Annotated in this window: 25 protein-coding genes; 11 read left to right on the forward strand and 14 right to left on the reverse strand. The window is 71.0% G+C overall.

All coding sequences use genetic code 11. From position 1 onward, the window contains the following. Window positions 1-94 precede the first annotated feature (94 nt). From ACFZBD_RS11765 to ACFZBD_RS11785, 5 genes are all read left to right on the forward strand, one after another. Complete coding sequence (locus ACFZBD_RS11765) at window positions 95-1,030, forward strand: cellulose-binding protein (protein WP_391139183.1); 936 nt, start codon at window positions 95-97, stop codon at window positions 1,028-1,030. Window positions 1,031-1,136: 106 nt separating this feature from the next. Beyond that, a complete protein-coding gene (locus ACFZBD_RS11770; RefSeq protein WP_391139185.1) occupies window positions 1,137-2,138 on the forward strand; it encodes an ATP-binding cassette domain-containing protein in 1,002 nt (333 codons plus the stop codon). A 3-nt stretch (window positions 2,139-2,141) separates the two neighbouring features. Next, window positions 2,142-2,921, forward strand: a complete 780-nt coding sequence (locus tag ACFZBD_RS11775; RefSeq protein ID WP_391139187.1) for an ABC transporter permease — start codon at window positions 2,142-2,144, stop codon at window positions 2,919-2,921. 163 nt (window positions 2,922-3,084) lie between these two features. Continuing rightward, window positions 3,085-4,194, forward strand: a complete 1,110-nt coding sequence (locus ACFZBD_RS11780) for an ATP-binding cassette domain-containing protein (protein WP_391139189.1) — start codon at window positions 3,085-3,087, stop codon at window positions 4,192-4,194. Further along, a complete protein-coding gene (locus ACFZBD_RS11785; protein ID WP_391139191.1) occupies window positions 4,191-5,000 on the forward strand; it encodes an ABC transporter permease subunit in 810 nt (269 codons plus the stop codon). The genes ACFZBD_RS11780 and ACFZBD_RS11785 overlap by 4 nt, the downstream gene beginning before the upstream one ends. 48 nt (window positions 5,001-5,048) lie before the next feature. Here the strand turns inward: ACFZBD_RS11785 and ACFZBD_RS11790 are convergent, their stop codons facing one another. Next, a complete protein-coding gene (locus ACFZBD_RS11790; RefSeq protein WP_391139193.1) occupies window positions 5,049-5,375 on the reverse strand; it encodes an ATP/GTP-binding protein in 327 nt (108 codons plus the stop codon). 199 nt (window positions 5,376-5,574) lie between these two features. Between ACFZBD_RS11790 and ACFZBD_RS11795 the strand changes: the two genes are divergently transcribed. Beyond that, window positions 5,575-6,609 (forward strand): LLM class flavin-dependent oxidoreductase, encoded by a 1,035-nt coding sequence (locus ACFZBD_RS11795; protein WP_391139194.1) that lies wholly within the window; start codon window positions 5,575-5,577, stop codon window positions 6,607-6,609. A gap of 136 nt (window positions 6,610-6,745) precedes the next feature. Here ACFZBD_RS11795 and ACFZBD_RS11800 read toward each other — a convergent pair whose 3' ends face one another. Next, window positions 6,746-7,138: an SCO5389 family protein gene (locus tag ACFZBD_RS11800; RefSeq protein ID WP_359669716.1), complete on the reverse strand. Its 393-nt coding sequence runs from the start codon at window positions 7,136-7,138 to the stop codon at window positions 6,746-6,748. A gap of 228 nt (window positions 7,139-7,366) precedes the next feature. Here ACFZBD_RS11800 and nucS point away from each other — a divergent pair, with 228 nt between their 5' ends. Further along, window positions 7,367-8,038, forward strand: coding sequence for an endonuclease NucS (nucS, locus tag ACFZBD_RS11805; protein ID WP_391139195.1), 672 nt, complete (start codon window positions 7,367-7,369; stop codon window positions 8,036-8,038). A gap of 84 nt (window positions 8,039-8,122) precedes the next feature. Here nucS and ACFZBD_RS11810 read toward each other — a convergent pair whose 3' ends face one another. The 3 genes from ACFZBD_RS11810 to ACFZBD_RS11820 all read right to left on the reverse strand — a co-directional run bounded on the left by ACFZBD_RS11810 (window position 8,123) and on the right by ACFZBD_RS11820 (window position 12,307). After that, the gene (locus ACFZBD_RS11810) at window positions 8,123-10,738 is read right to left on the reverse strand and encodes an ATP-binding protein (protein ID WP_391139196.1); all 2,616 of its coding nucleotides are present in this window, start codon (window positions 10,736-10,738) and stop codon (window positions 8,123-8,125) included. 270 nt (window positions 10,739-11,008) lie between these two features. After that, on the reverse strand, window positions 11,009-11,332 hold the full coding sequence (locus ACFZBD_RS11815; RefSeq protein ID WP_391139197.1) for an anti-sigma factor antagonist: 324 nt from the start codon (window positions 11,330-11,332) through the stop codon (window positions 11,009-11,011). Between the two features lie 126 nt (window positions 11,333-11,458). Then, window positions 11,459-12,307: a 3-hydroxyacyl-CoA dehydrogenase NAD-binding domain-containing protein gene (locus tag ACFZBD_RS11820; protein WP_391139198.1), complete on the reverse strand. Its 849-nt coding sequence runs from the start codon at window positions 12,305-12,307 to the stop codon at window positions 11,459-11,461. 293 nt (window positions 12,308-12,600) lie between these two features. On the opposite strand from ACFZBD_RS11820, the gene ACFZBD_RS11825 reads away from it, so the two are divergent. Then, window positions 12,601-13,173: a cob(I)yrinic acid a,c-diamide adenosyltransferase gene (locus tag ACFZBD_RS11825; RefSeq protein ID WP_391139199.1), complete on the forward strand. Its 573-nt coding sequence runs from the start codon at window positions 12,601-12,603 to the stop codon at window positions 13,171-13,173. On the opposite strand, the gene ACFZBD_RS11830 is transcribed toward ACFZBD_RS11825, so the two are convergent. Next, the gene (locus ACFZBD_RS11830; RefSeq protein WP_391139200.1) at window positions 13,093-13,770 is read right to left on the reverse strand and encodes a hypothetical protein; all 678 of its coding nucleotides are present in this window, start codon (window positions 13,768-13,770) and stop codon (window positions 13,093-13,095) included. The genes ACFZBD_RS11825 and ACFZBD_RS11830 overlap by 81 nt on opposite strands. 156 nt (window positions 13,771-13,926) lie before the next feature. On the opposite strand from ACFZBD_RS11830, the gene ACFZBD_RS11835 reads away from it, so the two are divergent. The 3 genes from ACFZBD_RS11835 (at window position 13,927) to ACFZBD_RS11845 (ending at window position 17,804) form a co-directional block, all read left to right on the forward strand. After that, a complete protein-coding gene (locus ACFZBD_RS11835) occupies window positions 13,927-15,141 on the forward strand; it encodes a histidine kinase (RefSeq protein WP_391139201.1) in 1,215 nt (404 codons plus the stop codon). Next, window positions 15,129-15,779: a response regulator gene (locus tag ACFZBD_RS11840; protein ID WP_391139202.1), complete on the forward strand. Its 651-nt coding sequence runs from the start codon at window positions 15,129-15,131 to the stop codon at window positions 15,777-15,779. The genes ACFZBD_RS11835 and ACFZBD_RS11840 overlap by 13 nt, the downstream gene beginning before the upstream one ends. Before the next feature lie 180 nt (window positions 15,780-15,959). Further along, window positions 15,960-17,804 carry a glycosyl hydrolase family 18 protein gene (locus ACFZBD_RS11845; protein ID WP_391139203.1) on the forward strand — a complete coding sequence of 615 codons (1,845 nt, stop codon included), beginning with the start codon at window positions 15,960-15,962 and terminating at the stop codon, window positions 17,802-17,804. Between the two features lie 120 nt (window positions 17,805-17,924). On the opposite strand, the gene ACFZBD_RS11850 is transcribed toward ACFZBD_RS11845, so the two are convergent. The 8 genes from ACFZBD_RS11850 to atpE form a co-directional block, all read right to left on the reverse strand. Then, window positions 17,925-18,371, reverse strand: a complete 447-nt coding sequence (locus tag ACFZBD_RS11850) for a DUF2550 family protein (protein ID WP_391139204.1) — start codon at window positions 18,369-18,371, stop codon at window positions 17,925-17,927. A gap of 127 nt (window positions 18,372-18,498) precedes the next feature. Then, a complete protein-coding gene (locus tag ACFZBD_RS11855; protein ID WP_391139205.1) occupies window positions 18,499-18,873 on the reverse strand; it encodes a F0F1 ATP synthase subunit epsilon in 375 nt (124 codons plus the stop codon). A 109-nt stretch (window positions 18,874-18,982) separates the two neighbouring features. Then, window positions 18,983-20,425, reverse strand: a complete 1,443-nt coding sequence (gene atpD, locus ACFZBD_RS11860; protein WP_391139206.1) for a F0F1 ATP synthase subunit beta — start codon at window positions 20,423-20,425, stop codon at window positions 18,983-18,985. Further along, a complete protein-coding gene (locus tag ACFZBD_RS11865) occupies window positions 20,425-21,342 on the reverse strand; it encodes a F0F1 ATP synthase subunit gamma (RefSeq protein ID WP_391139207.1) in 918 nt (305 codons plus the stop codon). Before ACFZBD_RS11865 ends, atpD begins: the two co-directional genes overlap by 1 nt. 20 nt (window positions 21,343-21,362) lie before the next feature. After that, window positions 21,363-22,961, reverse strand: coding sequence for a F0F1 ATP synthase subunit alpha (atpA, locus tag ACFZBD_RS11870; protein WP_391139208.1), 1,599 nt, complete (start codon window positions 22,959-22,961; stop codon window positions 21,363-21,365). 132 nt (window positions 22,962-23,093) lie between these two features. After that, window positions 23,094-23,909, reverse strand: coding sequence for a F0F1 ATP synthase subunit delta (locus tag ACFZBD_RS11875; protein ID WP_391139209.1), 816 nt, complete (start codon window positions 23,907-23,909; stop codon window positions 23,094-23,096). Beyond that, window positions 23,906-24,448: a F0F1 ATP synthase subunit B gene (locus ACFZBD_RS11880; RefSeq protein ID WP_355107928.1), complete on the reverse strand. Its 543-nt coding sequence runs from the start codon at window positions 24,446-24,448 to the stop codon at window positions 23,906-23,908. Before ACFZBD_RS11880 ends, ACFZBD_RS11875 begins: the two co-directional genes overlap by 4 nt. Before the next feature lie 41 nt (window positions 24,449-24,489). After that, entirely contained in the window at window positions 24,490-24,747 is a 258-nt protein-coding gene (gene atpE, locus ACFZBD_RS11885) for an ATP synthase F0 subunit C (RefSeq protein ID WP_158990502.1), read from the reverse strand. Window positions 24,748-24,834: the final 87 nt, after the last annotated feature.

Raw genomic sequence — 24,834 nt, forward strand, 5'->3', positions numbered from 1 at the left:
TCTCCAGACCAAACCGGCATCCGCTCGATGACACGCCGCTTCGGCCCCTAGGATTCCCTCTAACACCTCACCGGTCTCATTCGACAGGAACCCCATGAGCGACACTTCCTCCCCCTTCGGCTTCGAGCTCGTGCGGCGTGGTTACGACCGCGGTCAGGTGGACGACCGCATTACCAAGCTCGTCGCCGACCGTGACAGTGCTCTGGCACGAATCACCTCTCTGGAAAAGCGCATCGAGGAACTCCACCTCGAGACGCAGAACGCCCAGGCCCAGGTCACCGACGCCGAGCCGTCGTACGCCGGTCTGGGTGCCCGCGTCGAGAAGATCCTCCGTCTCGCCGAGGAGGAGGCGAAGGACCTGCGCGAGGAGGCCCGTCGCGCCGCCGAGCAGCACCGTGAGCTGGCCGAGTCGGCCGCCCAGCAGGTGCGCAACGACGCCGAGTCGTTCGCGGCGGAGCGCAAGGCGAAGGCCGAGGACGAGGGCGTCCGGATCGTCGAGAAGGCGCAGGGCGAGGCCAACTCGCTGCGTGGCGAGGCGCAGAAGGACGCGCAGTCCAAGCGCGAGGAGGCGGACGCCCTCTTCGAGGAGACCCGCGCCAAGGCCGCCCAGGCCGCCGCGGACTTCGAGACCAACCTGGCCAAGCGCCGCGAGCAGTCGGAGCGCGACCTGGCCTCGCGTCAGGCCAAGGCGGAGAAGCGCCTCGCCGAGATCGAGCACCGCGCCGAGCAGCTGCGCCTGGAGGCCGAGAAGCTGCGGACGGACGCGGAGCGCCGGGCCCGTCAGACGGTGGAGACCGCGCAGCGCCAGGCCGAGGACATCGTGGCCGACGCGAACGCCAAGGCCGACCGGATCCGCTCGGAATCGGAGCGCGAGCTGGCGGCGCTGACGAACCGCCGCGACTCGATCAACGCGCAGCTGACCAACGTCCGCGAGATGCTGGCCACGCTGACCGGTGCCGCCGTGGCGGCGGCCGGCTCCCCGATCGACGACGAGCGTCCGGCGGGCGTCCCGGCCCAGCAGTCCCGCTGAGCCCAAGGCCCCCCGGCCTCCCGGCGAGCGAGCCGAGCGCCTGAGCGAGGTGAAAACCCTCCGCCACCACTGGCGGAGGGTTTTTCGCGCCCGTAGGTTGGTACGCATGATCGAGCTCGAGGGCCTCACGAAGCGATACGGCGCGAAAACGGCGGTCGACCATCTCTCCTTCCAGGTACGGCCGGGCATGGTGACCGGCTTCCTGGGACCCAACGGAGCCGGCAAGTCGACGACGATGCGCATGATGCTCGATCTGGACAACCCGACCAGCGGGACCGTCCGGATCGACGGCCGGCACTACCGCGAACTGCAGGAGCCCCTGAAGTACATCGGGGCGCTGCTCGACGCCAAGGCGATGCACGGCGGCCGGTCCGCGTACAACAACCTCCTCTGCCTCGCGCAGGCCAACCGCATTCCGGAGAGCCGGGTCGGCGAGGTCCTCGACCTGGTCGGTCTGACGCAGGTGGCGAAGAAGAAGTCGAAGGGCTTCTCCCTCGGCATGGGCCAGCGGCTGGGAATCGCCTCGGCGCTTCTCGGCAACCCCGAGATCCTGATGTTCGACGAACCCGTCAATGGTCTGGACCCCGAGGGAATTCACTGGATCCGCAATCTCATGAAGGCGCTTGCCGCCGAGGGCCGGACGATCTTCGTTTCCAGCCATCTGATGAGTGAAATGGCCCTGACGGCCGATCATCTGATCGTGATCGGACAGGGAAAACTGCTGGCCGACACGTCGATGGCGGATTTCATCCAGCAGAATTCCCGGAGTTACGTACGGCTCCGGTCCCCGCAACGCGAACAACTGCTCGATGTCCTGCATGCCGACGGTTTCCCTTCGGTGGAGGCGGCCGACGGCGCGCTGGAGGTGGATGGCGCCACCACCGAGAAGCTGGGTGAACTGGCCGCCGCGAACGGGCTGGTGCTCCACGAGCTGAGTGCGCAGCGGGCCTCGCTTGAGGAGGCGTTCATGCAGATGACGGCCGGCGCGGTGGAGTACCACGCGCACGGTACGGACGTGCAGGGCGCGGTCGCGTCCGGCGCGGCCGGTCCCCGCTGGGGCGAGACGACCGACGGCCCCCGCTGGGGCGACACCACCAAGGGAGCCTGAACGATGGCAGCCGTATCCGCGGTCCTGCAGTCCGAGTGGACGAAGATCCGGACGGTCTCCTCGACCGTCTGGACGCTGGCGAGCGCGCTCCTGGTGACGGTGGCGATGGGCGCGGCGCTGTGCGCGCTGCTGAAGTCGACCTTCGACGACCTCTCCGCCGCCGAGCAGGCGACCTTCGACCCGACGTTCATCAGCTTCTCGGGGATGGTGCTGGGCCAGCTCGCGATGGTGGTCTTCGGCGTCCTGGTGGTGGGCACCGAGTACAGCTCGGGCATGATCCGCACGTCGCTGGCGGCCGTCCCGCAGCGCGCCTCGTTCCTCTTCTCCAAGATCACGGTGGCCGGGGTGCTGGCCCTGGCCGTCGGTCTGGCGACGAGCTTCCTGTCGTTCTTCCTGGGCCAGGCGCTCCTCGGCGAGCACCGGACCTCGCTCGGCGCGGACAACGTCCTGCGGGCGGTGATCGGCGGCGGGCTCTACATGGGCCTGATCGCGATCTTCTCGATGGGGGTGGCGACGATGCTGCGTTCGTCGATGCTCTCGCTGGGCATCCTGGTGCCGTTCTTCTTCCTGATCTCGCAGATCCTGTCGGCGGTCCCGAAGGCGAAGGACGTGGCGCTGTACTTCCCCGACCAGGCCGGATCCAAGATCATGCAGGTGGTGCCGGACGCGATGAACACGGAGGCGGCTCCGTACGGCCCGTGGGGCGGGCTCGGCATCATGGTGCTCTGGGTGGCGGCCGCGCTGCTCGGCGGCTATCTGGTCCTGAAGCGCCGGGACGCGTAGACGACGGGTCCCGGGCGGCGGCCGACGGTTCCGGCGGCATGTGGTTGATGTTTCATGCTTCGCCGGAACCGTCAATGGCTCGATAAGCTCCTAGCTCATACGGGGGGCTCAGCCCGACGGCCACGGCCCCGACGACGACCTGACCTGTCGATGGGGCTGGAGAATGATCGAGGCAGTCGGCCTGACGAAGCGCTACGGCGCCAAGACGGCCGTGTACAACCTTTCCTTCCAGGTGCGGCCCGGGACCGTGACGGGCTTCCTGGGACCCAACGGCTCCGGCAAGTCCACCACCATGCGGATGATCCTCGGCCTCGACCAGCCGACGGCCGGGCACGTGACGATCGGCGGCCATCCCTTCCGGCAGCTCCCCAACGCGCCCCGGCAGGTCGGCGCGCTGCTCGACGCCAAGGCCGTGCACGGCGGCCGCAGCGCCCGCAGCCATCTGCTCTCGCTCGCCCAGCTCGCCGGGATCCCGGCCCAGCGGGTGGACGAGGTCCTCGGGGTCGTCGGCCTCCAGGACGTCGCCAAGCGCCGCTCCCAGGGCTTCTCGCTCGGCATGGGGCAGCGGCTCGGCATCGCGGCCGCGCTGCTCGGCGACCCGCAGGTGCTCCTCTTCGACGAGCCGGTCAACGGCCTCGACCCGGAGGGCATCCTCTGGGTCCGCAATCTGATGAAGAAGCTGGCCGCCGAGGGCCGCACGGTCTTCGTCTCCAGCCACCTCATGAGCGAGATGGCGCTCACCGCCGACCATCTGATCGTGATCGGCCGGGGCCAGCTGCTCGCCGACATGAGCGTGAAGGACTTCATCTCGGCGAACTCCGCGGACTTCGCCCGCGTGCGGACCCCCGCGACGACGCCGGAGCACCGCGAGAAGCTGACGGCCGCGCTCATCGAGGCCGGCGGCCGGGTGATGTCCGAGCCGGACGGCGCGCTGCGCGTGACCGGCCTCGCCCTGCCCCGCATCAGCGACCTGGCGCACGGGGCGGACGTACGGCTCTGGGAGCTGTCCCCGCACCAGGCGTCGCTGGAGGAGGCGTACATGCGGATGACGCAGGGCGCCGTGGACTACCGCTCCACCGAGGACCAGCTCGCCCACCTCCAGCAGCCGCAGCCGGCCCATCACCAGCAGCACGCCCAGCCGGCGCCGTACGTGGCGCCGGAGGTGCCGCAGCAGGGCTGGTACGCCCCGCCACCGCCCGGGCAGAACCCGTACGCCACGCAGAGCGAGCCGAGCGGCACGCCGGAGAAGCCGAACGCCGAGGACGCCCGATGACCACCCCCCACGCGTACGTCTCCCCCATCCCGGTCCGCCGGGCGCACCTCGGTGACGCGCTCGCCTCGGAGTGGACCAAGATCCGCTCGGTGCGCTCGACGATGTGGACGCTCGGCGTCATGGTGCTGCTGATGCTCGGGATCGGTGTGGGTGTCGCCGCCGTCGTGTCGGCGTCGAGCGTCCCCCCGCAGGACGAGTCGCCGCTCGCCTTCGGCTTCTTCGGCGTGCTGCTCGGCTCGATCTGCGTGATCACCCTCGGCGTGCTGACGATCGCCTCCGAGTACGGCACGGGCATGATCCGCACCACGCTGACCGCCTGCCCGAGCCGCGCCCGGGTGCTGACGGCCAAGGCGATCGTCTTCTTCCTGCTCGTCTTCACCGTCACCACGGTGACCGCGACCGTCGTCGCGCTGGCGCAGGTGGCGATGATCGACGCGGCCGAGCCGACCAGTGGGGAGTGGCTGCGCTCCACGGTCGGCGCCGGTCTGTTCCTCGCCCTGCTCGGGCTGGTCGCGCTCGCGGTCGGCACGGTCGTCCGGCACTCGGCCGGCGCGATCACGATCATGATCGGTGTGCTGCTGCTGCCGCTGGTCGCGGCGATGTTCATGTTCTCGGAGTCGCTGGCGAAGGTGCAGCAGTGGCTGCTCGAGTACGCCATCCCGAGCCAGCTGATCGCGCTGTACGCCGGCCGGACGACAGTCGGGCAGTCCGGCCCCTCGGGCTGGGAGCCGGTGTGGATCCTGCTGGGCGTCACGGCGGTGGCGATGGGCGGGGCGTACGCCCTGCTGAACAACCGGGACGTCTGACGGCCCCGGAGGCCGGTCCGGCGCGGGCCCGACGGCCCGGAGCCGGTCTCAGTATCTCGGCGCGTTACGGGACCGCTGCATCCGAGAGGTGCGGCGGTCCTTCGCGTTCCAGCACGCCTTGTGCCAGTGGCGCCGGTCCTCCACCCCGCCGTACTCGGGCCAGGCGACGACGTGCGGGGCGCCCGCCGGGATCTCCTGGTCGCAGCCGGGGCAGCGGTAGCGCTTGCCGGGCGCGCTCGCACCGGCCACGTGCCGTACGCACCACTCCTCGCCCTGCCAGGACTCGGTGCGCTGCGAGCCTCCGTACCGGTCGGCTTCCGCGCCCTGGGGGTCGGGCTTCTCGCCGCCAGGGGGGCGGTTGCGACGCGGGGACACGAATCACCTCACGGGGGCCGGGTACACGGACGGTTCCTTCAAGCGTACGGGGCGCGACGAAGTGGCCCGGTCCACCCTCCAGGCCCAGTTAGCGGAAAATCGCAAGAACTTCACGTGGGGCCGTTGCCTTTGGCACGTGTCAGACGTTGTTGCCAGTACGAGGGGGAGAACCGCGTCGGCCGCAAGGAGGCAGAAGGCGATGCGCGTGGGTACGTTCGTCCTGGCCGCCCAGTTCCCGGGCCAGGGTCAAGGAGAGGCGCTGCACCGAGCGGTGCGGACGGCCGAGGTGGCCGAGGAGTCGGGACTCGACTCCGTCTGGCTCGCCGAGCACCATTTCGTTCCGTACGGCGTCTGCCCGTCGGCCGTGACGCTGGCCGCGTTGCTGTTGGGCCGCACGCGCCGCATCCGGGTGGGGACGGCCGTCAGCGTGCTGCCGACCGTGCACCCGGTCGCCCTGGGCGAGCAGGCGGCGCTGCTGCACCTCACGTCCGGCGGCCGGTTCACCCTCGGGGTGGGCCGGGGCGGGCCGTGGGTCGATCTGGAGGTGTTCGGCGCGGGCCTCGGCGCGTACGAACAGGGTTTCCCCGAGTCGCTCGATCTGCTGCTGCGGTGGCTCTCCGAGCCACGGGTCGGGGCCGAGGGAGAACGGTTCGCCTTCCGTGAGGTGGCCGTCGTGCCGCGCGCGGGCGAGCTCATCGGCGGGGAGGCGGCGCCGGAGGTGGTGGTGGCCTGCACGTCCCCGAAGAGCGTCCGGCTGGCCGCCGAGCGCGGGCTGCCGATGCTGCTCGGGATGCACTGCGGCGACGAGGACAAGGCCGAGATGGTCGCCGCCTGGCGGCGCTTCGCCCGGGAGGCCGGCCGGACCCCGGACGAGATCGCCCGGATCGCCGCCGGCCATGTCTCGGCGGGCGTCGTCCAGCTCGCCGACCGCGGGGCGGACGCGGCCGAGGCGCTGGTGAAGGCCATGCCCGGCTGGCTGAAGCAGGGCCTGGACGCCCATGTCACCGTCGACGGCCGGCACCGCTCGATGCGGGACCCCGTCGCGTACACGGAGCTGCTGTGCGGGCTGCACCCGGTGGGCACACCGGGCCTGGCGGCGGACCGGCTCGCTGCGACCGCGGAGCGGACGGGCATCACGCGCTTCGCGCTGCTCGCCGAGGGCACCGGCGATCTCGCGGCCACCGAGGAGAACGTACGCCGGCTGGGCACCGAAGTGCTGCCGCGGCTGGTGTGAAGCGTGTGGGGGGTGGCGGGTCATGCTCGTCGGCTCATGATCGGTCGTCGACTGATGTCGGGGGGCCGGATGCCGCCGCTCCGGCATCTCGCGCATCGTTCGGGTCTCCCCCGATGCGGAGCGGCAGCACCACGCTTCAGCAGTCGCGGAGTTCCGGCGACTGGTTGAGCAGCTGTCCTCGTACGGAGGTGAAGCGGGCCAGCCGCTCGTCCACCGCCGGGTCCAGCGGGAACACCGCCACACGGTGGCAGTTCTGGAAGGCCAGACGCACGCCGAAGTGCCGCTGCAGCGCACCGCGGATGGCGTCACTCGCGAGCGCACGCAACAGCTGGCCACGTGCCTGCTCGTTCGGCGGCGGCGTCTGGTTGTCGGCGAACTCGCCGCCGTCGACCTTCAGCTGGGCCACCAGAGAACTGATCATCTCCCATGCGAAGGGCAGGGAGGTCCGGACGCAGTCGACGAAGTCGGCTTCGTCGACCTCGCCTCGCTCGGCCTGTTCCAACAGAGCCGGTGAGACGTCGAGCGACATGGGTTCTCCTCTCGCGACCCCGACAGACGGGGTCTTACGGGCAGGGTCGAAGGACCCCCGTGCGACACGCAGCGTGCACGGACGGCGACCTCCTGCTTCCACGGTAAGCGCGCGGTGCGGAGCGCACCAGGAGATTGGGAGCACAACCGGCCAATAACCGACGGGGGTTGGGCGGGCGTTAAGAGCCGAATCGCGCGGAAGAGCGTGCGTCTTGTAGCGTTGCCGACCATGCGTCTCGTCATCGCCCGTTGCTCCGTGGACTACGCGGGCCGGCTCACCGCCCACCTGCCCTCCGCTCCCCGTCTGATCCTGGTCAAGGCGGACGGCAGCGTCTCCATCCACGCGGACGACAGGGCGTACAAACCGCTCAACTGGATGTCTCCGCCGTGCACCCTGAAGGAGGGCGCCGACGGTGAGACCGGGGTGTGGACCGTGGTGAACAAAGCGGGCGAGAAACTGATCATCACGATGGAGGAGATCCTCCACGACTCCTCGCACGAACTGGGTGTCGACCCGGGTCTCATCAAGGACGGCGTGGAAGCGCATCTCCAGGAGCTCCTCGCGGACCGCATCGAGACCCTGGGTGACGGCCACACGCTGATCCGCCGCGAGTACCCGACGGCTATCGGCCCGGTGGACATCCTGTGCCGGGACGCCGCCGGGGCGACGGTCGCGGTGGAGATCAAGCGGCGCGGCGAGATCGACGGCGTGGAGCAGCTGACCCGCTATCTGGAGCTGCTGAACCGCGACCCGCACCTCGCGCCGGTGAAGGGCGTCTTCGCGGCGCAGGAGATCAAGCCGCAGGCCCGGGTGCTGGCGACGGACCGCGGCATCGAGTGCGTGGTGCTCGACTACGACGCGATGCGGGGCATCGAGGACGACAAGCTGCGGCTGTTCTAGCCGGCGGCGGTACGGGTATACGGCGAACGGCCCCGGGCGCGGTGAGCGCGCCCGGGGCCGTTCGTCGTGCCGTGGTGCGGCCGGTCAGGCGGGGGTGCCGGTGGAGGGGGCGCCGCCGTCCGTGGCGGAGGCGGAGTTGGTGGGGGGTTCGCCCTCCGCCGGCGGTGTCGTCGTGGCCGGGGGCGTCGTCTCCGTCGCGGTCTCGTCGGGCGTGGGCTCGGTCGTCGTCGGGGGCGGCGTCGTCTTGGTCGGCGTCGGCTTCGACGTCGGGCTCAGCGTCGGGAGCGGGCGCCCGGGCTGAGACGCCGTGGGCGAAGCGGGCGTGGGGCCGGTCGCGGTCCGACCGGCCGGGGAGGACGGGCCGCCCGTCGTGCCGGGGCCGCCCGGGGCGGGCGTGTCGGTCGAGCCGGGTGAGGAGGGGGCCGAGGGGCGGGGGGTCGACCCGTCGGTCGGCTCGTCCACGTCCGGGCCGGCGTCGCCGACGCTTCCGTCGCTCGTGGTGCGGTCGGAGGTGACCCGTTCGGGTCCTGGCTCGTCGCCGTTGCCCGAGGTGGCGCCGATGGTGACCACGGTACCGAGCACGGCGGCGAGGAGCGCGCCGGTGCCGACCGCGACCAGGTTGCGGCGGGCCCCGGCGAGCAGGCCCCAGCGGGCGCCGGGGCGCCGCTGGTCGCCGCCGTGCGGGGTGTCGGGCCGCGAGATGAGGGTCGGGCCCTCCTCCGCGAAGGCGGGGAACGCGGTGCCCGGCGGGGGCGTGGGTGTGGCGGTGGAGGCGAGCTTCGCCTTGGGGAAGGCGGTCTTGGCCGCCGTGGACGCGGCGAGGGCGGCCGGTACGCCGCCGGGCGGCGAGACGGGCTCGTCACCCGGCGTCCGGTCGCCGGAGGGCCCCTCGGCGCGGTCGGCGACCAGGGCGAGGGCCCGGCGGCCGGCGACGGTGCCGCGCTTGTCGGCGAGCGCTCCGCGCAGGCCGATGGAGGCCTCCAGCTCGGCGCGGGCCCGTTCCGGATGGCCGGAGCAGAGTGCGAGGACGCCCAACTCGTGGTGGAAGTAGGCCTCTTCGGCGACTTCTCCGGCGAGGCGGGCGGCTTCCTGGCCGCTGCGCAGGGCTCGCTCCCAGGCGCCCCAGTGCAGTCCGGCGGCGAAGGCGGGCGCGGCGCTGCGGGCGAGGAGGACGGCGGTGGCGGGGTGCTCGGTCGCCGTGCCGGGGACGAGCGCGGTGAGGGCGGCGAGGAGCGCGTCGGCCTCGGCGGCCGCGCGGGCGGGCGTGACGGAGGGGTGCCCGGCCCACCAGGCGTAGTGCTGGGCGACGGTGTGGGCGCGGTCGGCCGCGTCGGCGGCGTAGTCGTGGGCGAGGAGCTGGGTGAGGACGCCGGCGGCGAGGCGGTAGCGGGTGCCGACCGGGGTGAGCAGGGCGCACTCCAGGAGCTCGCCGAGGGCGGCGTCGGCGTGGGTGTCGCCGACGAGGGCGGGGAGGTGGGCCTGGTGGGGCACCTCGCCGCCGAGGGCGACGGCGAAGCGGAGGGCTTCCCGGGCGGAGCGGCTGAGCCGTGAGGCGAGCAGGGCCGCGGGTGCGGCGCCCTCGCCGAGGCTGGGCAGCGGTATGTCGCGCAGCTCCACGTCGGCGTCCTGCGCGGGGTCGTCCCGGAGGGCGGCGGGCTCGGCGTCGGCGGGTGCGTCGGAGGGCCCGAAGGCGTCGTCGAGGGCTCCGAAGGCGTCGAATTCCGAGGGGGCGTCCTCCTGGATGCCGAAGGCGTCGAACTCGGCGGGGGTGACGCGGAGCCGGTCGCGCTGGCGGAGCAGGGCCGCGGCCTGGACGAAGCGCAGCGGCAGGCCCTCGGACTCGAACCAGAGGTCTCCGGCCCAGTTGGCCTCGTCCTCGGTGAGGGCGCGGCCGACGGCGTTCTCCAGGAGTTCCAGCGCGGAGGCGCGGCCGAGTCCGGCGAGGAAGACCTCTTCGACGTGGGCGTCGGCGGAGGGGGGCGGCACGTCGGGGGTGGCGGCGAGCAGGAAGGCGCATTCGGGGGCGGCGGCGAGCAGCTCGTCGAGGGCGGCCCCGCCGCATTCCAGGTCGTCGACGACGACGATGGCGCCGATCTCGCGGACGAGGGCGAGCAGGGCGGGCCGGTCGGGCCGCTGGTCGGGGGCGTGCCGGACGGCGTGGAGGAGTTCGTACAGCAGCTCGGTGGGTGTGCGGTGGTAGCCGGAGAGGCGCACCACACCGTCGGGTGCCAGGTCGGCGCAGTCGCCGGCGACGGCGTCGAGGAGCGCGGTGCGGCCGGATCCGGGGGGTCCGGAGAGGCGGACGGAGCGGCCGCGGCCGAGGAGCTGGACGAGCCGTTCGCGTTCCTCCTGGCGTTCGACGAGCGGCAGGGGCGCCGCGGCGGGGCCGGGCGGTACGGGCGGGGCGGCGGCCCGGGCGGCGTCGGCGCGCTCCTCGGGGGTGCGGCGGCGGGGCGCGGCGGGCGTCTCGTCCCCGAAGCCCTCGATGCCCGCGGGGCCGCCGGGCGGGCAGGTCTCGACCTCGCTGCCGTCGACGGGGTTGACGGTCAGCAGCAGGTCGCCGGCGACGAGCCGGGCGGTGCGGACGCGCGCGGGGGTGGTGACGGGCCCGCGCTCGGGGGCGGCGCCCCGGGCGCCGGGTGTGTCGTCGTCCGCGTGGTCGTGGCCGTACTCTTCCGGCCCCCGGTTCATCGGGTCCATGCTCAAAGCCCCCAAAAGCGGTGCGTGCCGAAGCCCCATCCGGCCGATCTGCACGCTCGCTGTCGCTTCTGGTCCGGTGCCCGCCGGGTGGGTTCGTCAAAGGGCGGGCGACCGAACCCTAGACCTTCCGCGCGGATCCCGGAACATCCGGGGTGCCGGCCGCCCCAGACGTCACTGTCTTGTGAGGATTGGGGCGTGACGCCTGGTTCACACAGCGGCTTCACAGGCGGTGCGGCGGTGGGACGCGGCCCGGAGGCCCCGGCTCCGCACTCAGACGCGGGGCAGGGTCTCGGCGGCGAGGCCGCCCTCGATGGCGAGGATGCGGTGCAGCCGGGTGGCCACGAGGAGGCGCTGCATCTGGGGCGGCACCCCGCGCAGCACGAGCCGGCGGCCGCAGCGGCCGGCCCGGCGGTGTGCGCCCATGATGACCCCGAGACCGGTGGCGTCCCAGGAGTCGAGACCGGTCAGGTCGAGCACGAGGTCGCCGACGCCGTCGTCGACGGCCGAGTGCAGGACCGTACGGGCGTCCGCCGCGCTACGGACGTCGAGGCGGCCCCCGACGACCAGCTCGACTTGGTCGCCCCTGATGTGCATATGCGCTCCCCGGGAGTGCTCCGTCTTTGCATCAACTGACTGTCACGGGCGCAGAAGCGTTGCGCCTTGTAAGCGAACTGATACCGAATTCACCCCTTGGGGTGATCGCCGGACGATCGTCGGGCGTCAGTGCTTGTAGAAGCCCTGCCCGCTCTTACGGCCGATGTCACCGGCGTCCACCATCCGGCGCATCAGCTCCGGCGGGGCGAACTTCTCGTCCTGCGTCTCGGTGTAGATGTTGCCGGTGGCGTTCACGAGGATGTCGATGCCCGTGAGGTCGGCGGTGGCGAGCGGGCCCATGGCGTGGCCGAAGCCCAGCTTGCAGGCGATGTCGATGTCCTCGGCGGTGGCCACGCCGGACTCGTGGAGCTTGGCGGCCTCGACGACCAGCGCCGAGATGAGCCGGGTGGTGACGAAGCCGGCCACGTCGCGGTTGACGACGATGCAGGTCTTGCCGACCGACTCGGCGAACTCCCGCGCCGTGGCGAGGGTGGCGTCGCTCGTCTTGTACCCGCGGACCAGCTCGCAGAGCTGCATCATCGGGACCGGCGAGAAGAAGTGGGTACCGACGACGGCCTCCGGGCGCTGCGTCACCGCGGCGATCTTGGTGATCGGGATGGCGGAGGTGTTGGAGGCGAGGACGGCGCCGTCCTTGGCGATGGCGTCGAGCGAGCGGAAGATCTCGTGCTTGACCTCCAGCTTCTCGAAGACGGCCTCGACGACGATGTCGGCGTCGGCGACCGCTTCGAGTGCGGTGGTCGCGGTGATCCGGCCGAGGGCGGCCTCCGCGTCGGCGGCGTCCAGCCTGCCCTTGGCGACGAACCGGTCGTACGACGCCTTGATGCCGTCGGTGCCACGGGTCAGGGCGGCGTCGGTGACGTCACGCAGGACGACGTCCCAGCCCGCCTGGGCCGAGACCTGCGCGATTCCGGACCCCATGAGTCCGGCCCCGATGACGGCGAGCTTCCTGGCCACGATGTTCCACCCCTTAACGCCTGTTCACTTCCGGCTCTTCGGCGGAGATTAGCGGTCGCGGGGCGCTGTGTGACCGGTAAGTAACGCGCGTCACGCCCCGTTTGACGGACGTCACACCGGCGACAGGCCCCGGAGGGGCGGGCCGGGGGCGTCGCGTCGGGACCGGGACCCGCGAAGGGGGCCGCCGCCCCCGCCCGTACGGCGGAGGGCCGCCGCCTCCGCCCGTAGAGCGGTCGCCGTGACGGTGGGCACACGGGCCGCCTGCGGAGCCGGAGCGTAACTACGCTGGACCCATGGTCAATCTGACGCGCATCTACACCCGTACCGGCGACCAGGGCACCACCGCACTGGGCGACATGAGCAGGACCCCCAAGACCGATCTGCGGATCTCGGCGTACGCCGACGCCAACGAGGCCAACGCCGTCATCGGCACCGCCATCGCGCTCGGCCGGCTCGACGAGGAGGTCGTCAAGGTCCTCGTCCGCGTCCAGAACGACCTCTTCGACGTGGGCGCGGACCTGTCCACGCCGGTGGTCGAGGACCCGAAGTACCCGCCGCTGCGGGTCGAGCAGAGCTACGTCGACAAGCTGGAGGCGGATTGCGACCGCTTCCTGGAGCGGCTGGAGAAGCTGCGCTCCTTCATCCTGCCGGGCGGCACGCCCGGTGCGGCCCTGCTGCACCAGGCGTGCACGGTGGTCCGGCGGGCGGAGCGCTCCACCTGGGCCGCGATCGAGGTGCACGGCGAGTCGATGAACGCCCTCACCGCGACCTACCTCAACCGGCTGTCAGACCTGCTCTTCATCCTTGCGCGCACCGCGAACGGAGAGGTCGGGGACGTGCTCTGGGTGCCGGGCGGGGAGCGCTGAGCCGTTCCCGGCCCCCGGTGCGGCGGGCCGGTCCGAGGTCTCCCCTGAGGCCTCGGCCCCCGGCTTCGGTGCGCTCTTCGGCCAGATCGCGTAGCTGAGCGCGATCAGGCCGTGGATCCCGACCGCCCGCCAGGCGACGAGGATCCAGCCGCGCAGCGACTCGGTGTTCCCGCCGTCGCCGACGTACCACATGGCGAGCAGCAGCAGTCCGGAGGCGACGGCCCCGCCCACCAGCGAGCCCATCCAGATCGCGCCCTCGTGACGGGCGCGCGCCATGCCGTAGCGCGGCGGCTTGGCGGGCGGCGGGGCGCCGCCGAAGCGGTGGGCGGCGTGGCCGTCGAGCCACTTCACGGTGCGGTGGCCGTGGCCGACGGTGTAGCCGATGTAGAGCGCCGCGAGGCCGTGCTTCCAGCTCGGGTCGGCGCCGTTCTTCAGGTCGACGGCGGTGACGACGAGGAGCAGGACCTCCAGGAGCGGCTCGCACAGCAGCAGGGCGAGACCCGTGCGCGGCATCTTCAGCAGGTACCGGGTGGCCAGGCCGGCGGCCAGCAGCACCCAGAAGCCGACCTCGCAGATCACGATCAGCGTGACGATCACGGTACTCACCCTTTCGCTCGGGACCCCTCCAGCGTCCCGTGGCATCCCGCCCGGATCGTCGTCGCCGATGACGACCTGCGACTACATCCTTCGACGGAGGGCCGGATCGGCCCGCACGGCGAGGCCCGGTACCCGCCCGCCGTGTTGGATGAGGGGGTGACACTCCCCCGACCGCACCGCGACGACCTGCTCATCGCCGCCGGCGGCCTCGCCGTCGGTCTGCTGATGTGGTCCTTCGGGCTGCACACCCAGACCGACCGGCTGATCACCGCCCGCTGGGCGACGCTGGTCCCGCTCGCCGTCATGGCCGCGATGGCGACCCTCCGCCGCTCCCTGCCGCAGACCGCGCTGGCCGTCGGCACGCTCGCCCTGGTGGCGGACCAGTTCACCTACGGCAGCCTGGTGACCGCGCTGATGTTCACGGACCTGGTCTACGCGGCCGTGGTCTACGGCTCGCCCCGCTCCGCCCGGCGCATCCCGTACACCACGGGTCTGATCACCGTCGGCGTCACGATCGGCTTCCTCGTCTGGTGGCAGAACGCGATCGCCCTGCTGGTCGGCCTGATCACCGGCATGGTCTCCTTTCTGCCGGCCGTGACCGGTGCCGTCGTCCGCAATCACCGGCAGGCCGCCGACGCCGCCCGGCTGCGCGCCGAGCAGACCGCGCTGCTCGCCGAGATGGACCGCAGTCAGGCCGTCGTGGCCGAGCGCGCCCGGATGGCGCGGGAGCTGCACGACATGGTCGCCAACCACCTCTCCGCCATCGCCATCCACTCCACGGCCGCGCTCTCGCTCGACGACCCGGGGACCACCCGGCAGGCGCTGACCGTGATCCGGGAGAACAGCGTGGCCGGTCTCGCGGAGATGCGGCGGCTGATCGGGCTGCTGCGGGACAGCAGCGGGGACGCCGAGCCGGCGGCCGCGCCGACCCTGGACGGCCTGGACGCGCTGCTGGCCCAGGCGTCGACGAACGGCGGGCCGAGCGGACTGACATTCGTGCTCGCCGACACCCGGCCCGAGGACGGCGGGGCGCTGCCGGCCCCGGTCGAGCTCGCCGCGTACCGGATCGTGCAGGAGTCGCTGACCAACGCCCTCAAGCACGCCGCCCCCGGCGAGGTGCGGGTCGAGGTCGGCCGCCGCCGGGACGGGGCCCTGACGGTGGGGGTGACCAGCGCGCTCGGCGGGCAGCCCGGGCCGCGCGCCCCGGGCTCCGGGGCGGGTCTGGTGGGGATGCGGGAGCGGGTGACGCTGCTGGACGGGGAGTTCGAGGCCGGTCCGGTGACGGCGGCCGACGGACGGAAAGAATGGCTGGTGCGGGCGGACCTGCCCGTCGGTACGAGCGACAAGGAGCCGTCGGCATGGTACGGGTGATCGTGGCCGAGGATCAGAGCGCGGTCCGGGCGGGGCTGGTCCTGATCCTGGGCAGCGCACCGGACATCGAGGTCGTCGGCGAGGCCGCGGACGGGGAGCGGGCGGTCGAGCTGGCCCGCGCGCTCCGACCGGACGTCGTCCTGATGGATGTGCAGATGCCCCGCATGGACGGCGTGACGGCGACCGGCCTCGTCGTCTCCGAGGGCCTCGCCGATGTGCTGGTCCTGACCACCTTCGACCTCGACGCGTACGTCTTCGGCGCGCTGCGGGCCGGGGCGGCGGGTTTCCTGCTGAAGAACACGGAGGCCGGGGAGCTGATCGAGGCGGTACGGACCGTGGCACGCGGTGAGGGGATGATCGCGCCGGCGGTCACGCGCCGGCTGATCGCCGAGTTCGCGTCGCCGAGCCGCCCGTCCCGGACGCCGGGCGGGACCGACCCCGCCGTCCTGGACGTGCTGACGCCCCGGGAGCGGGAGGTGCTCTCGGCGCTCGGCGACGGCCTGTCGAACGCCGAGATCGCGGTGCGTCTCGACATGGCGGAGGCGACCGTGAAGACGCACGTCAGCAAGGTGCTGAGCAAGCTGGAGCTGCGCAGCCGCGTCCAAGCGGCCGTCCTGGCCCAGGAGTTGGGTGTCTGATCGCACCGGGGGCCACCGGCGCCGACGGGCGGCCGGTCCCTCCGGCGCGGCGGCGCCGGACCCCCTCCGACTTTGGTCTGGACCTCTTGACGGTTGGTCCAGACCTTTCTACGCTCGCGGGGCGCGCGCACCTTTCACGGACCACCCCCAGATTGCCCGTCCGCAACTTGAGGAGCACCGTTGAGCACTCAAGCACCGACGCGCAGAACAGGGTTCAGACACCGGGCTGCCGCCGGTCTGACCGCCCTGATCCTGCCTCTGGCCGCCATGGTCGGCCTCGCCACACCCGCCGAGGCAGCCGCCGCGGCCACCGCCACCTACACCAAGGCCTCCGACTGGGGCTCCGGCTTCGAGGGCCGGTGGACGGTGAAGAACACCGGCACCACCACCCTCTCGTCCTGGACCGTCGAGTGGGACTACCCCTCCGGCACCTCCGTCACCTCCGCCTGGGACGCCACCGTCACCAGCGCCGGCACCCACTGGACCGCCAAGAACGTCGGCTGGAACGGCACCCTCGCCCCCGGCGCCTCCGTCTCCTTCGGCTTCAACGGCACCGGCTCCGGTTCCCCGACCGGCTGCAAGATCAACGGCGCCTCCTGCGACGGGTCCACCCAGCCCGGCGACAACGCGCCCTCCGCCCCCGGCACCCCGGTCGCCTCCGACATCACCAACACCTCGGTCAAGCTGACCTGGACCGCCGCCACCGACGACAAGGGCGTCAAGAACTACGACGTCCTGCGCGACGGCACCAAGGTCGCCACGGTCACCGGCCTCACGTACACCAACACCGGCCTGACCGCCGGGACCGACTACGCTTACACGGTCGTCGCCCGCGACACCATCGACCAGACCGGCCCGGCCAGCGGCACGGCGAGCGTCCGCACCACGGGCGGCGGCGGGGGCAACCCCGGCACCGCGGTCAAGATGGGCTACTTCACCAACTGGGGCGTCTACGGCCGCAACTACCACGTGAAGAACATCGTGACCTCCGGCTCCGCCTCCAAGATCACGCACATCAACTACGCCTTCGGCAACGTCACCGGCGGCAAGTGCACGATCGGCGACGCCTACGCCGACTACGACAAGGCCTACACCGCCGACCAGTCCGTCGACGGTGTCGCCGACACCTGGGACCAGCCGCTGCGCGGCAACTTCAACCAGCTCCGCAAGCTGAAGAAGGCCCACCCGAACATCAAGGTGCTGTGGTCCTTCGGCGGCTGGACCTGGTCCGGCGGCTTCGGCCAGGCCGTGCAGAACCCGACCGCCTTCGCGCAGTCCTGCTACGACCTGATCGAGGACCCGCGCTGGGCCGACGTCTTCGACGGCATCGACCTCGACTGGGAGTACCCGAACGCCTGCGGCCTGTCCTGCGACACCAGCGGCCCGGCCGCCTTCAAGAACATGATGCAGGCCATGCGCGCCAAGTTCGGCGCGAACTACCTGGTCACGGCGGCCGTCACGGCCGACGCCTCGGCCGGCGGCAAGATCGACGCCGCCGACTACGCCGGCGCGGCGCCGTACATGAACTGGTTCAACGTGATGACGTACGACTTCTTCGGCGCCTGGGCGGCGAAGGGCCCGACGGCCCCGCACTCCCCGCTCACCTCCTACGCCGGCATCCCCCAGGCGGGCTTCAACTCCGCCGAGGCGATCGCCAAGTTCAAGGCGCAGGGCGTCCCGGCGAACAAGCTGCTGCTCGGCATCGGCTTCTACGGCCGCGGCTGGACCGGCGTCACCCAGTCCGCGCCGGGCGGCACCGCCACCGGACCGGCCGCCGGAACGTACGAGCAGGGCATCGAGGACTACAAGGTCCTGAAGAACTCCTGCCCGGCCACCGGCACGGTCGCCGGAACGGCGTACGCCCACTGCGGCACCAACTGGTGGAGCTACGACACCCCGGCCACCGTCACGTCCAAGATGTCCTGGGCGAAGAACCAGGGCCTGGGCGGGGCGTTCTTCTGGGAGTTCAGCGGTGACACCGGCAACGGCGAACTGGTCGGCGCGATCAACGGCGGCCTGAGCTAGCCCCACGGAGAACAACGGCGGGGACGGTGCAGCACACCGTCCCCGCCGTCATGATGTCTCAGGCCACATTGACCCTCCCCCAGACTTCGTCCGGGGGGACCCCCATCCAGCGGGGGCCGATCAGGCCACATTCACCCTCTGGCCCGGAGGCGCCGCCTCCAGCCAGGCGAGGAAGCCGGTCAGCGCGTCCTCGCTCATCGCCAGCTCCAGGCGGGTCCCCCGGTGCATACAGCCCTGGATCACCGCGTCGGAGAGCAGCGCCAGCTCCTCCTCGCCCTCGGGCATCCGGCGCTCCAGGACCTCGATGGCCGAGCGCTCCAGGACCCTGCGCGGGCGGGGGGCGTACGAGAAGACACGGAACCAGGCGACCTGGTCGCCGCTGTAGCGGGCGACGCCGTACACCCAGCCCTTGCCGGACGGGTCGGGTTCCTCGGGGACGTCCCAGCGCAGCGAACAGTCGAAGGTGCCGCCGGCCCGCTGGATCAGTCTGCGCCGCAGACCGAAGACGAAGAGCCCGATCACCACCAGTGCGACGACCAGGCCGCCCAGGAGCAGAGCGAGGAACATCTTCACCGACCTCCTCGCTGCGTCCCGTAACCGAATACAACCAGTATCTGCATCGCCTCAGCCGCGACACGGTCTGGAGAATTCCAGCCGTGCCGCGGCTGAGGGCACAACTCTCGGCGGCGGTCCGTCAGTGGACCGCTACCGCGCGCAGCCGGACATCGGCGCGACGCTCGGCGGCGGCGTCCGAATCCGACTTGGCGCGCTCCAGCGCGCGCTCGGCGCGCTGGGCGTCGATCTCGTCCGCCAGCTCGGCGATCTCCGCGAGCAGAGACAGCTTGTCGTCGGCGAACGAGATGAATCCACCGTGCACGGCGGCGACGACAGTGTTGCCCTCGCTCGTGCGGATGGTCACCGGGCCCGACTCCAGCACACCGAGCAGCGGCTGGTGGCCGGGCATGACGCCGATGTCGCCGGAGGTGGTACGCGCGATGACCAAGGTGGCCTCGCCGGACCAGACACTCCGGTCCGCGGCGACCAGCTCGACGTGCAGCTCAGCAGCCAAGGGTGGCTCCTCGGGTCACCACCCGGCGGTCGTGCCGGGTGTTGGGGTCAATTCTAGGGGGCGTGACGAGGGGGGCGGGCACACCCGCCCCCCTCACAGAGCACGGGGCTCAGGAGACGCCGAGCTCCTTGGCGTTGGCCTTGAGGTCCTCGAGGCCACCGCACATGAAGAACGCCTGCTCGGGGAAGTGGTCGTACTCACCGTCGCAGATCGCGTTGAACGCGGCGATCGACTCGTCGAGCGGAACGTCCGAACCGTCCACGCCGGTGAACTGCTTCGCCGCGTGGGTGTTCTGGGACAGGAAACGCTCGACACGGCGGGCGCGGTGGACAACGAGCTTGTCCTCCTCGCTCAGCTCGTCGATACCGAGAATCGCGATGATGTCCTGGAGGTCCTTGTACTTCTGCAGGATCCCCTTGACGCGCGTGGCGGCGTCGTAGTGCTCCTGCGCGATGTAGCGCGGGTCCAGGATCCGGGACGTGGAGTCCAGCGGGTCCACGGCCGGGTAGATGCCCTTCTCGGAGATCGGACGGGAGAGAACCGTCGTCGCGTCGAGGTGGGCGAAGGTGGTGGCCGGAGCCGGGTCGGTCAGGTCGTCCGCGGGGACGTAGATCGCCTGCATCGAGGTGATCGAGTGACCACGGGTCGAGGTGATGCGCTCCTGGAGGAGACCCATCTCGTCGGCCAGGTTCGGCTGGTAACCCACCGCGGAGGGCATACGGCCGAGCAGGGTCGACACCTCGGAGCCCGCCTGCGTGAAGCGGAAGATGTTGTCGATGAAGAACAGCACGTCCTGCTTCTGCACATCGCGGAAGTACTCCGCCATGGTCAGACCGGCCAGGGCGACGCGCAGACGGGTGCCCGGGGGCTCGTCCATCTGGCCGAAGACCAGCGCGGTCTTGTCGAGAACGCCGGCCTCCTCCATCTCGACCATGAGGTCGTTGCCCTCACGGGTGCGCTCGCCGACACCGGCGAAGACGGAGACACCGTCGTGCAGCTTGGCCACACGGACGATCATTTCCTGGATCAGAACGGTCTTGCCGACACCGGCACCACCGAACAGACCGATCTTTCCACCCTTGACGTACGGGGTGAGAAGGTCGACGACCTTCAGGCCGGTCTCGAACATCTCGGTCTTGGACTCGAGCTGGTCGAAGGCCGGGGCCTTGCGGTGGATCGTCCAGCGCGGCGCGTCGGCCACGGTGGACTCGTCGGCGTTGAGCACCTGGCCCAGCGTGTTGAACACGCGACCCTTGGTGACGTCACCGACGGGGACGGTGATGCCCGTGCCCGTGTCGGTCACCGGGGCCTGGCGGACCAGACCGTCGGTGGGCTGCATGGAGATGGTGCGCACGACGCCGTCACCGAGGTGCTGGGCGACCTCGAGGGTCAGCGTCTTGGTCGCGCCCTCCTCGGCCGGGTCCGGAACCTCGACGTGCAGCGCGTTGTAGATCTCCGGCATCGCGTCGACGGGGAACTCCACGTCGACGACCGGGCCGATGACCCGGGCGACGCGGCCCGTGGCGGCGGCCGTCTCAACAGTGGTCGTCATTACTTGTCACTCCCCGCGGTCGCGTCGGCCAGGGCTGCCGAGCCGCCGACGATCTCGCTGATTTCCTGGGTGATTTCGGCCTGGCGGGCCGCGTTGGCAAGTCGGGAGAGGTTGTTGATCAAGTCTCCCGCGTTGTCGGTCGCCGACTTCATCGCGCGGCGCGTGGCGGCGTGCTTGGAGGCAGCCGACTGGAGCAGCGCGTTGTAGATCCGGCTCTCGACGTAGCGCGGCAGAAGGGCGTCGAGGACGTCCTCCGCCGACGGCTCGAAGTCGTACAGCGGGCGGAGCGTGTCCGACTCGCCCGCCTCCTTCGCCACCTCGTCGAGGCTGAGGGGCAGCAGCCGGGCCTCGACCGCCGTCTGCGTCATCATCGAGACGAACTCGGTGTAGACGATGTGGAGCTCGTCCACGCCGCCCTCGGCGGTGTCCTTCTCGATCGCCTCGATCAGCGGAGCCGCGATCTTCTTGGCATCCGCGTACTCGGGCTGGTCCGTGAATCCGGTCCACGAGTCGGACAGCTTGCGCTCACGGAAGTTGTAGTGCGCGATGCCACGGCGACCGACGACATAGATGTCGACCTCGCGGCCCTCGCCCTCCAGCTTCCTCGTCAGCGCTTCCGCCGCCTTGATGGCGTTGGAGTTGAACGCGCCGGCCAGACCGCGGTCGCTCGAGAGGAGCAGGACCGCGGCACGGGTCGGGTTCTCCACCTCGGTGGTCAGCGAGTGCTTGTCGTTCGCACCCGTGGCCACCGCGGTGACCGCGCGGGTCAGCTCGGTCGCGTACGGGGTCGACGCCTGCACCTTGCGCTGCGCCTTGACGACACGCGAGGCGGCGATCATCTCCATCGCCTTGGTGATCTTCTTCGTCGCGGTGACGGATTTGATGCGACGCTTGTAGACCCGGAGCTGCGCTCCCATGAGTCAGGTCCCTTCCGTCGTCACTTCGAGACGTTGACGGCAGCGGAAGCGTCGTCGCCCAGCAGCTTCCCGTCAGAGGTCTCGAACTGCTTCTTGAACTCCGCGATGGCGTCGGCGACGGCCTGCAGGGTGTCGTCCGACATCTTGCCGCCCTCACGAATGGAGCTCATGAGACCGGAGTGGCTCTGGCGCAGGTACGCCAGCATCTCGGCCTCGAAGCGGCGGATGTCGGCGACCGGGACGTCGTCCATCTTGCCGGTGGTGCCGGCCCAGACGGAGACGACCTGGTTCTCGGTGGGCATCGGCTGGTACTGAGCCTGCTTGAGCAGCTCGACCATGCGCTGACCACGCTCCAGCTGCGCCTTCGACGCGGCGTCCAGGTCGGAACCGAAGGCGGCGAACGCCTCCAGCTCACGGAACTGGGCCAGGTCCACACGGAGGCGACCGGAGATCTGCTTCATCGCCTTGTGCTGGGCGGAGCCACCGACACGGGAGACCGAGATACCGACGTTCAGGGCCGGGCGCTGGCCGGCGTTGAACAGGTCGGACTCCAGGAAGCACTGGCCGTCGGTGATGGAGATGACGTTGGTCGGGATGAACGCCGAGACGTCGTTGGCCTTCGTCTCGACGATCGGCAGACCGGTCATCGAACCCGCACCCAGCTCGTCCGAGAGCTTCGCGCAGCGCTCGAGCAGACGCGAGTGCAGGTAGAAGACGTCACCCGGGTAGGCCTCACGGCCCGGCGGGCGGCGCAGCAGCAGCGACACGGCGCGGTAGGCGTCGGCCTGCTTCGACAGGTCGTCGAAGACGATCAGGACGTGCTTGCCCTGGTACATCCAGTGCTGGCCGATGGCGGAACCGGTGTACGGCGCCAGGTACTTGAAGCCGGCCGGGTCGGACGCCGGGGCGGCGACGATCGTCGTGTACTCGAGCGCACCGGCCTCCTCCAGCGCGCCGCGCACGGACGCGATGGTGGAGCCCTTCTGGCCGACGGCGACGTAGATGCAGCGGACCTGCTTGTTCACGTCGCCGGAGCGCCAGTTGTCACGCTGGTTGATGATCGTGTCGACGCACAGCGCGGTCTTGCCGGTCTGACGGTCGCCGATGATCAGCTGACGCTGGCCGCGGCCGACCGGGGTCATGGCGTCGACGGCCTTGTAGCCGGTCTCCATCGGCTCGTGGACCGACTTACGGGCCATGACGCCCGGGGCCTGCAGCTCGAGGGCGCGGCGGCCCTCGGTCGCGATCTCGCCGAGGCCGTCGATCGGGTTGCCGAGCGGGTCGACGACGCGACCCAGGTATCCCTCGCCGACACCGACGGAGAGGACCTCACCGGTGCGCTGCACCGGCTGTCCCTCCTCGATGCCGCTGAACTCGCCGAGGACGATCGCACCGATCTCGCGCTCCTCGAGGTTGAGGGCGAGACCGAGGGTGCCGTCCTCGAACTTCAGCAGCTCGTTCGCCATGGCCGAGGGCAGACCCTCGACCTTGGCAATGCCGTCGCCGGCCAGGCTGACCGTTCCGACCTCCTCGCGCGAGGCCGCGTCCGGCTGGTACGACTGGACAAAGTTCTCCAGCGCGTCCCGGATCTCCTCCGGCCGGATCGTGAGCTCCGCCATCTGGGTTCCCTGCTCTCCTTGTTGGGCCCGAAGTTTCTTAAGGGGTCTGGGGGCCGACCCCCAGGAATCTTCTGCAATCTCTGCACGGCCCAACCGGGCCGCTGGTGATGCTTTGTTGTGTTGGTGGCAGACTCAGCCGGCCAGTCGCCGGGTCGCCTCGTCGAGGCGCTCCGCGATGGTCCCGTTGATGACCTCGTCACCCACCTGCACCGTGATCCCGCCGAGGACCGAAGGGTCCACGTCCAGGTTCAGGTGCATCTGACGGCCGTAGAGCTTCGCCAGTACGGCACCGAGGCGCTGCTTCTGCTGGTCGGTCATCGGCACCGCCGAGGTGACGACGGCGACCATCCGGTCCCGGCGCGCCGCGGCGAGCTTGGAGAGGGACTCGAGTCCCGCTTCCAGGCTACGTCCACGGGGCTGGGTCACGAGACGGACGACCAGGCGCTCGGTGACCGGGTTGGCCTTGCCGCCGAGCAGGCTGCGGAGCAGCTCGCCCTTGGCGGTCGCCGTGGCGGCCTTGTCGGTCAGCGCCGAGCGCAGCTCGGTGCTGGAGGTGACGATCCGGCCGAACCGGAACAGCTCGTCCTCGACGTCGTCCAGCGCGCCGGCCTGCTGCGCCGTGGTGAGGTCGGCGATGTTCGCCAGCTCCTCGACCGCGTCGACCAGGTCACGCGACTGCGACCAGCGGGAACGCACCATGCCGGACACCAGGTCGACGGTCTCGCCGCCCACCTGACCGCCGAGCAGTCGCCGGGCGAGCTCGGCCTTGGCCTCGCCACCCTGCGCCGGGTCGGTCAGGACCCGACGCAGCGACACCTCGCGGTCGAGCAGCGCGGTGACAGCCGCCAGCTCACCGGCGAGCTTCGCCGTGTCGACCGAGGTGTTGTCGGTCAGCGCGTCGAGGGACTCGCGTGCGGCGGCCAGCGCCTCACGGCTCGCTCCGTTCATCGGACGGCCTCGGCCTTCTCCTCGAGCTCATCGAGGAAGCGGTCGATCGTGCGGCTCTGGCGGGCGTGGTCCTCGAGGGACTCGCCGACCAGCTTGCCGGCCAGGTCGGTGGCGAGCTTGCCCACGTCCTGGCGCAGCGAGGTCGCCGCGGCCTTCCGGTCGGCCTCGATCTGGGTGTGGCCGGCCGCGATGATCTCCTCGCGCTGGCGCTGGCCTTCCGCCTTCATCTCCTGGATGATCGCGGTGCCCTGCTCCGTCGCCTCCTGGCGAAGACGCGCGGCCTCATGGCGGGCCTCGGCGAGCTGGGCCTTGTACTGCTCCAGCACGCTCTGGGCCTCGATCTGGGCCGACTCGGCCTTCTCGATGCCACCCTCGATGGCCTCGCGACGCTGCTCCAGAACCTTGTTGATGTTCGGGAGGAGCTTCTTGGCGAGGAAGCCGAAGACGATGACGAAGGCGATCAGGCCGATGACGAGCTCGTCGAGATGCGGGATCAGAGGAGGCTGGGGCTCCTCCGCCGCAAGAAGCAGAGCGTTCACATCAGTGCCTTCCGTAAAAAGATCTGGGCTGTCGGTCCGGCTTACTGGTAGACGAAGCCCATGACGATGCCGATGAGGGCGAGCGCCTCACAGAAGGCGAAGCCCATGATCTGGTTGGTGCGGATCAGACCGGCGGCCTCGGGCTGGCGGGCGAGGGCCTGCGTGCCGTTACCGAAGATGATGCCGACGCCGACGCCGGGGCCGATCGCGGCGAGGCCGTAGCCGATCGACGCGACGTTGCCGACGACGTTCTCCTTCGCGCTGGCGGCGAGGTTGACCATGTCGAGAGCAGCGGACATGCCGTTACTTCCTTCTCTTTCAATGACCCGGTGGGGGTTGGCCACCGGACGACTGATGGTTTTTGGGGGTGGAGCGGCTGGTCTGGT

Origin of the sequence: Streptomyces sp. NPDC008121 (assembly GCF_042957155.1) — a bacterium.
GTDB lineage: Bacteria > Actinomycetota > Actinomycetes > Streptomycetales > Streptomycetaceae > Streptomyces.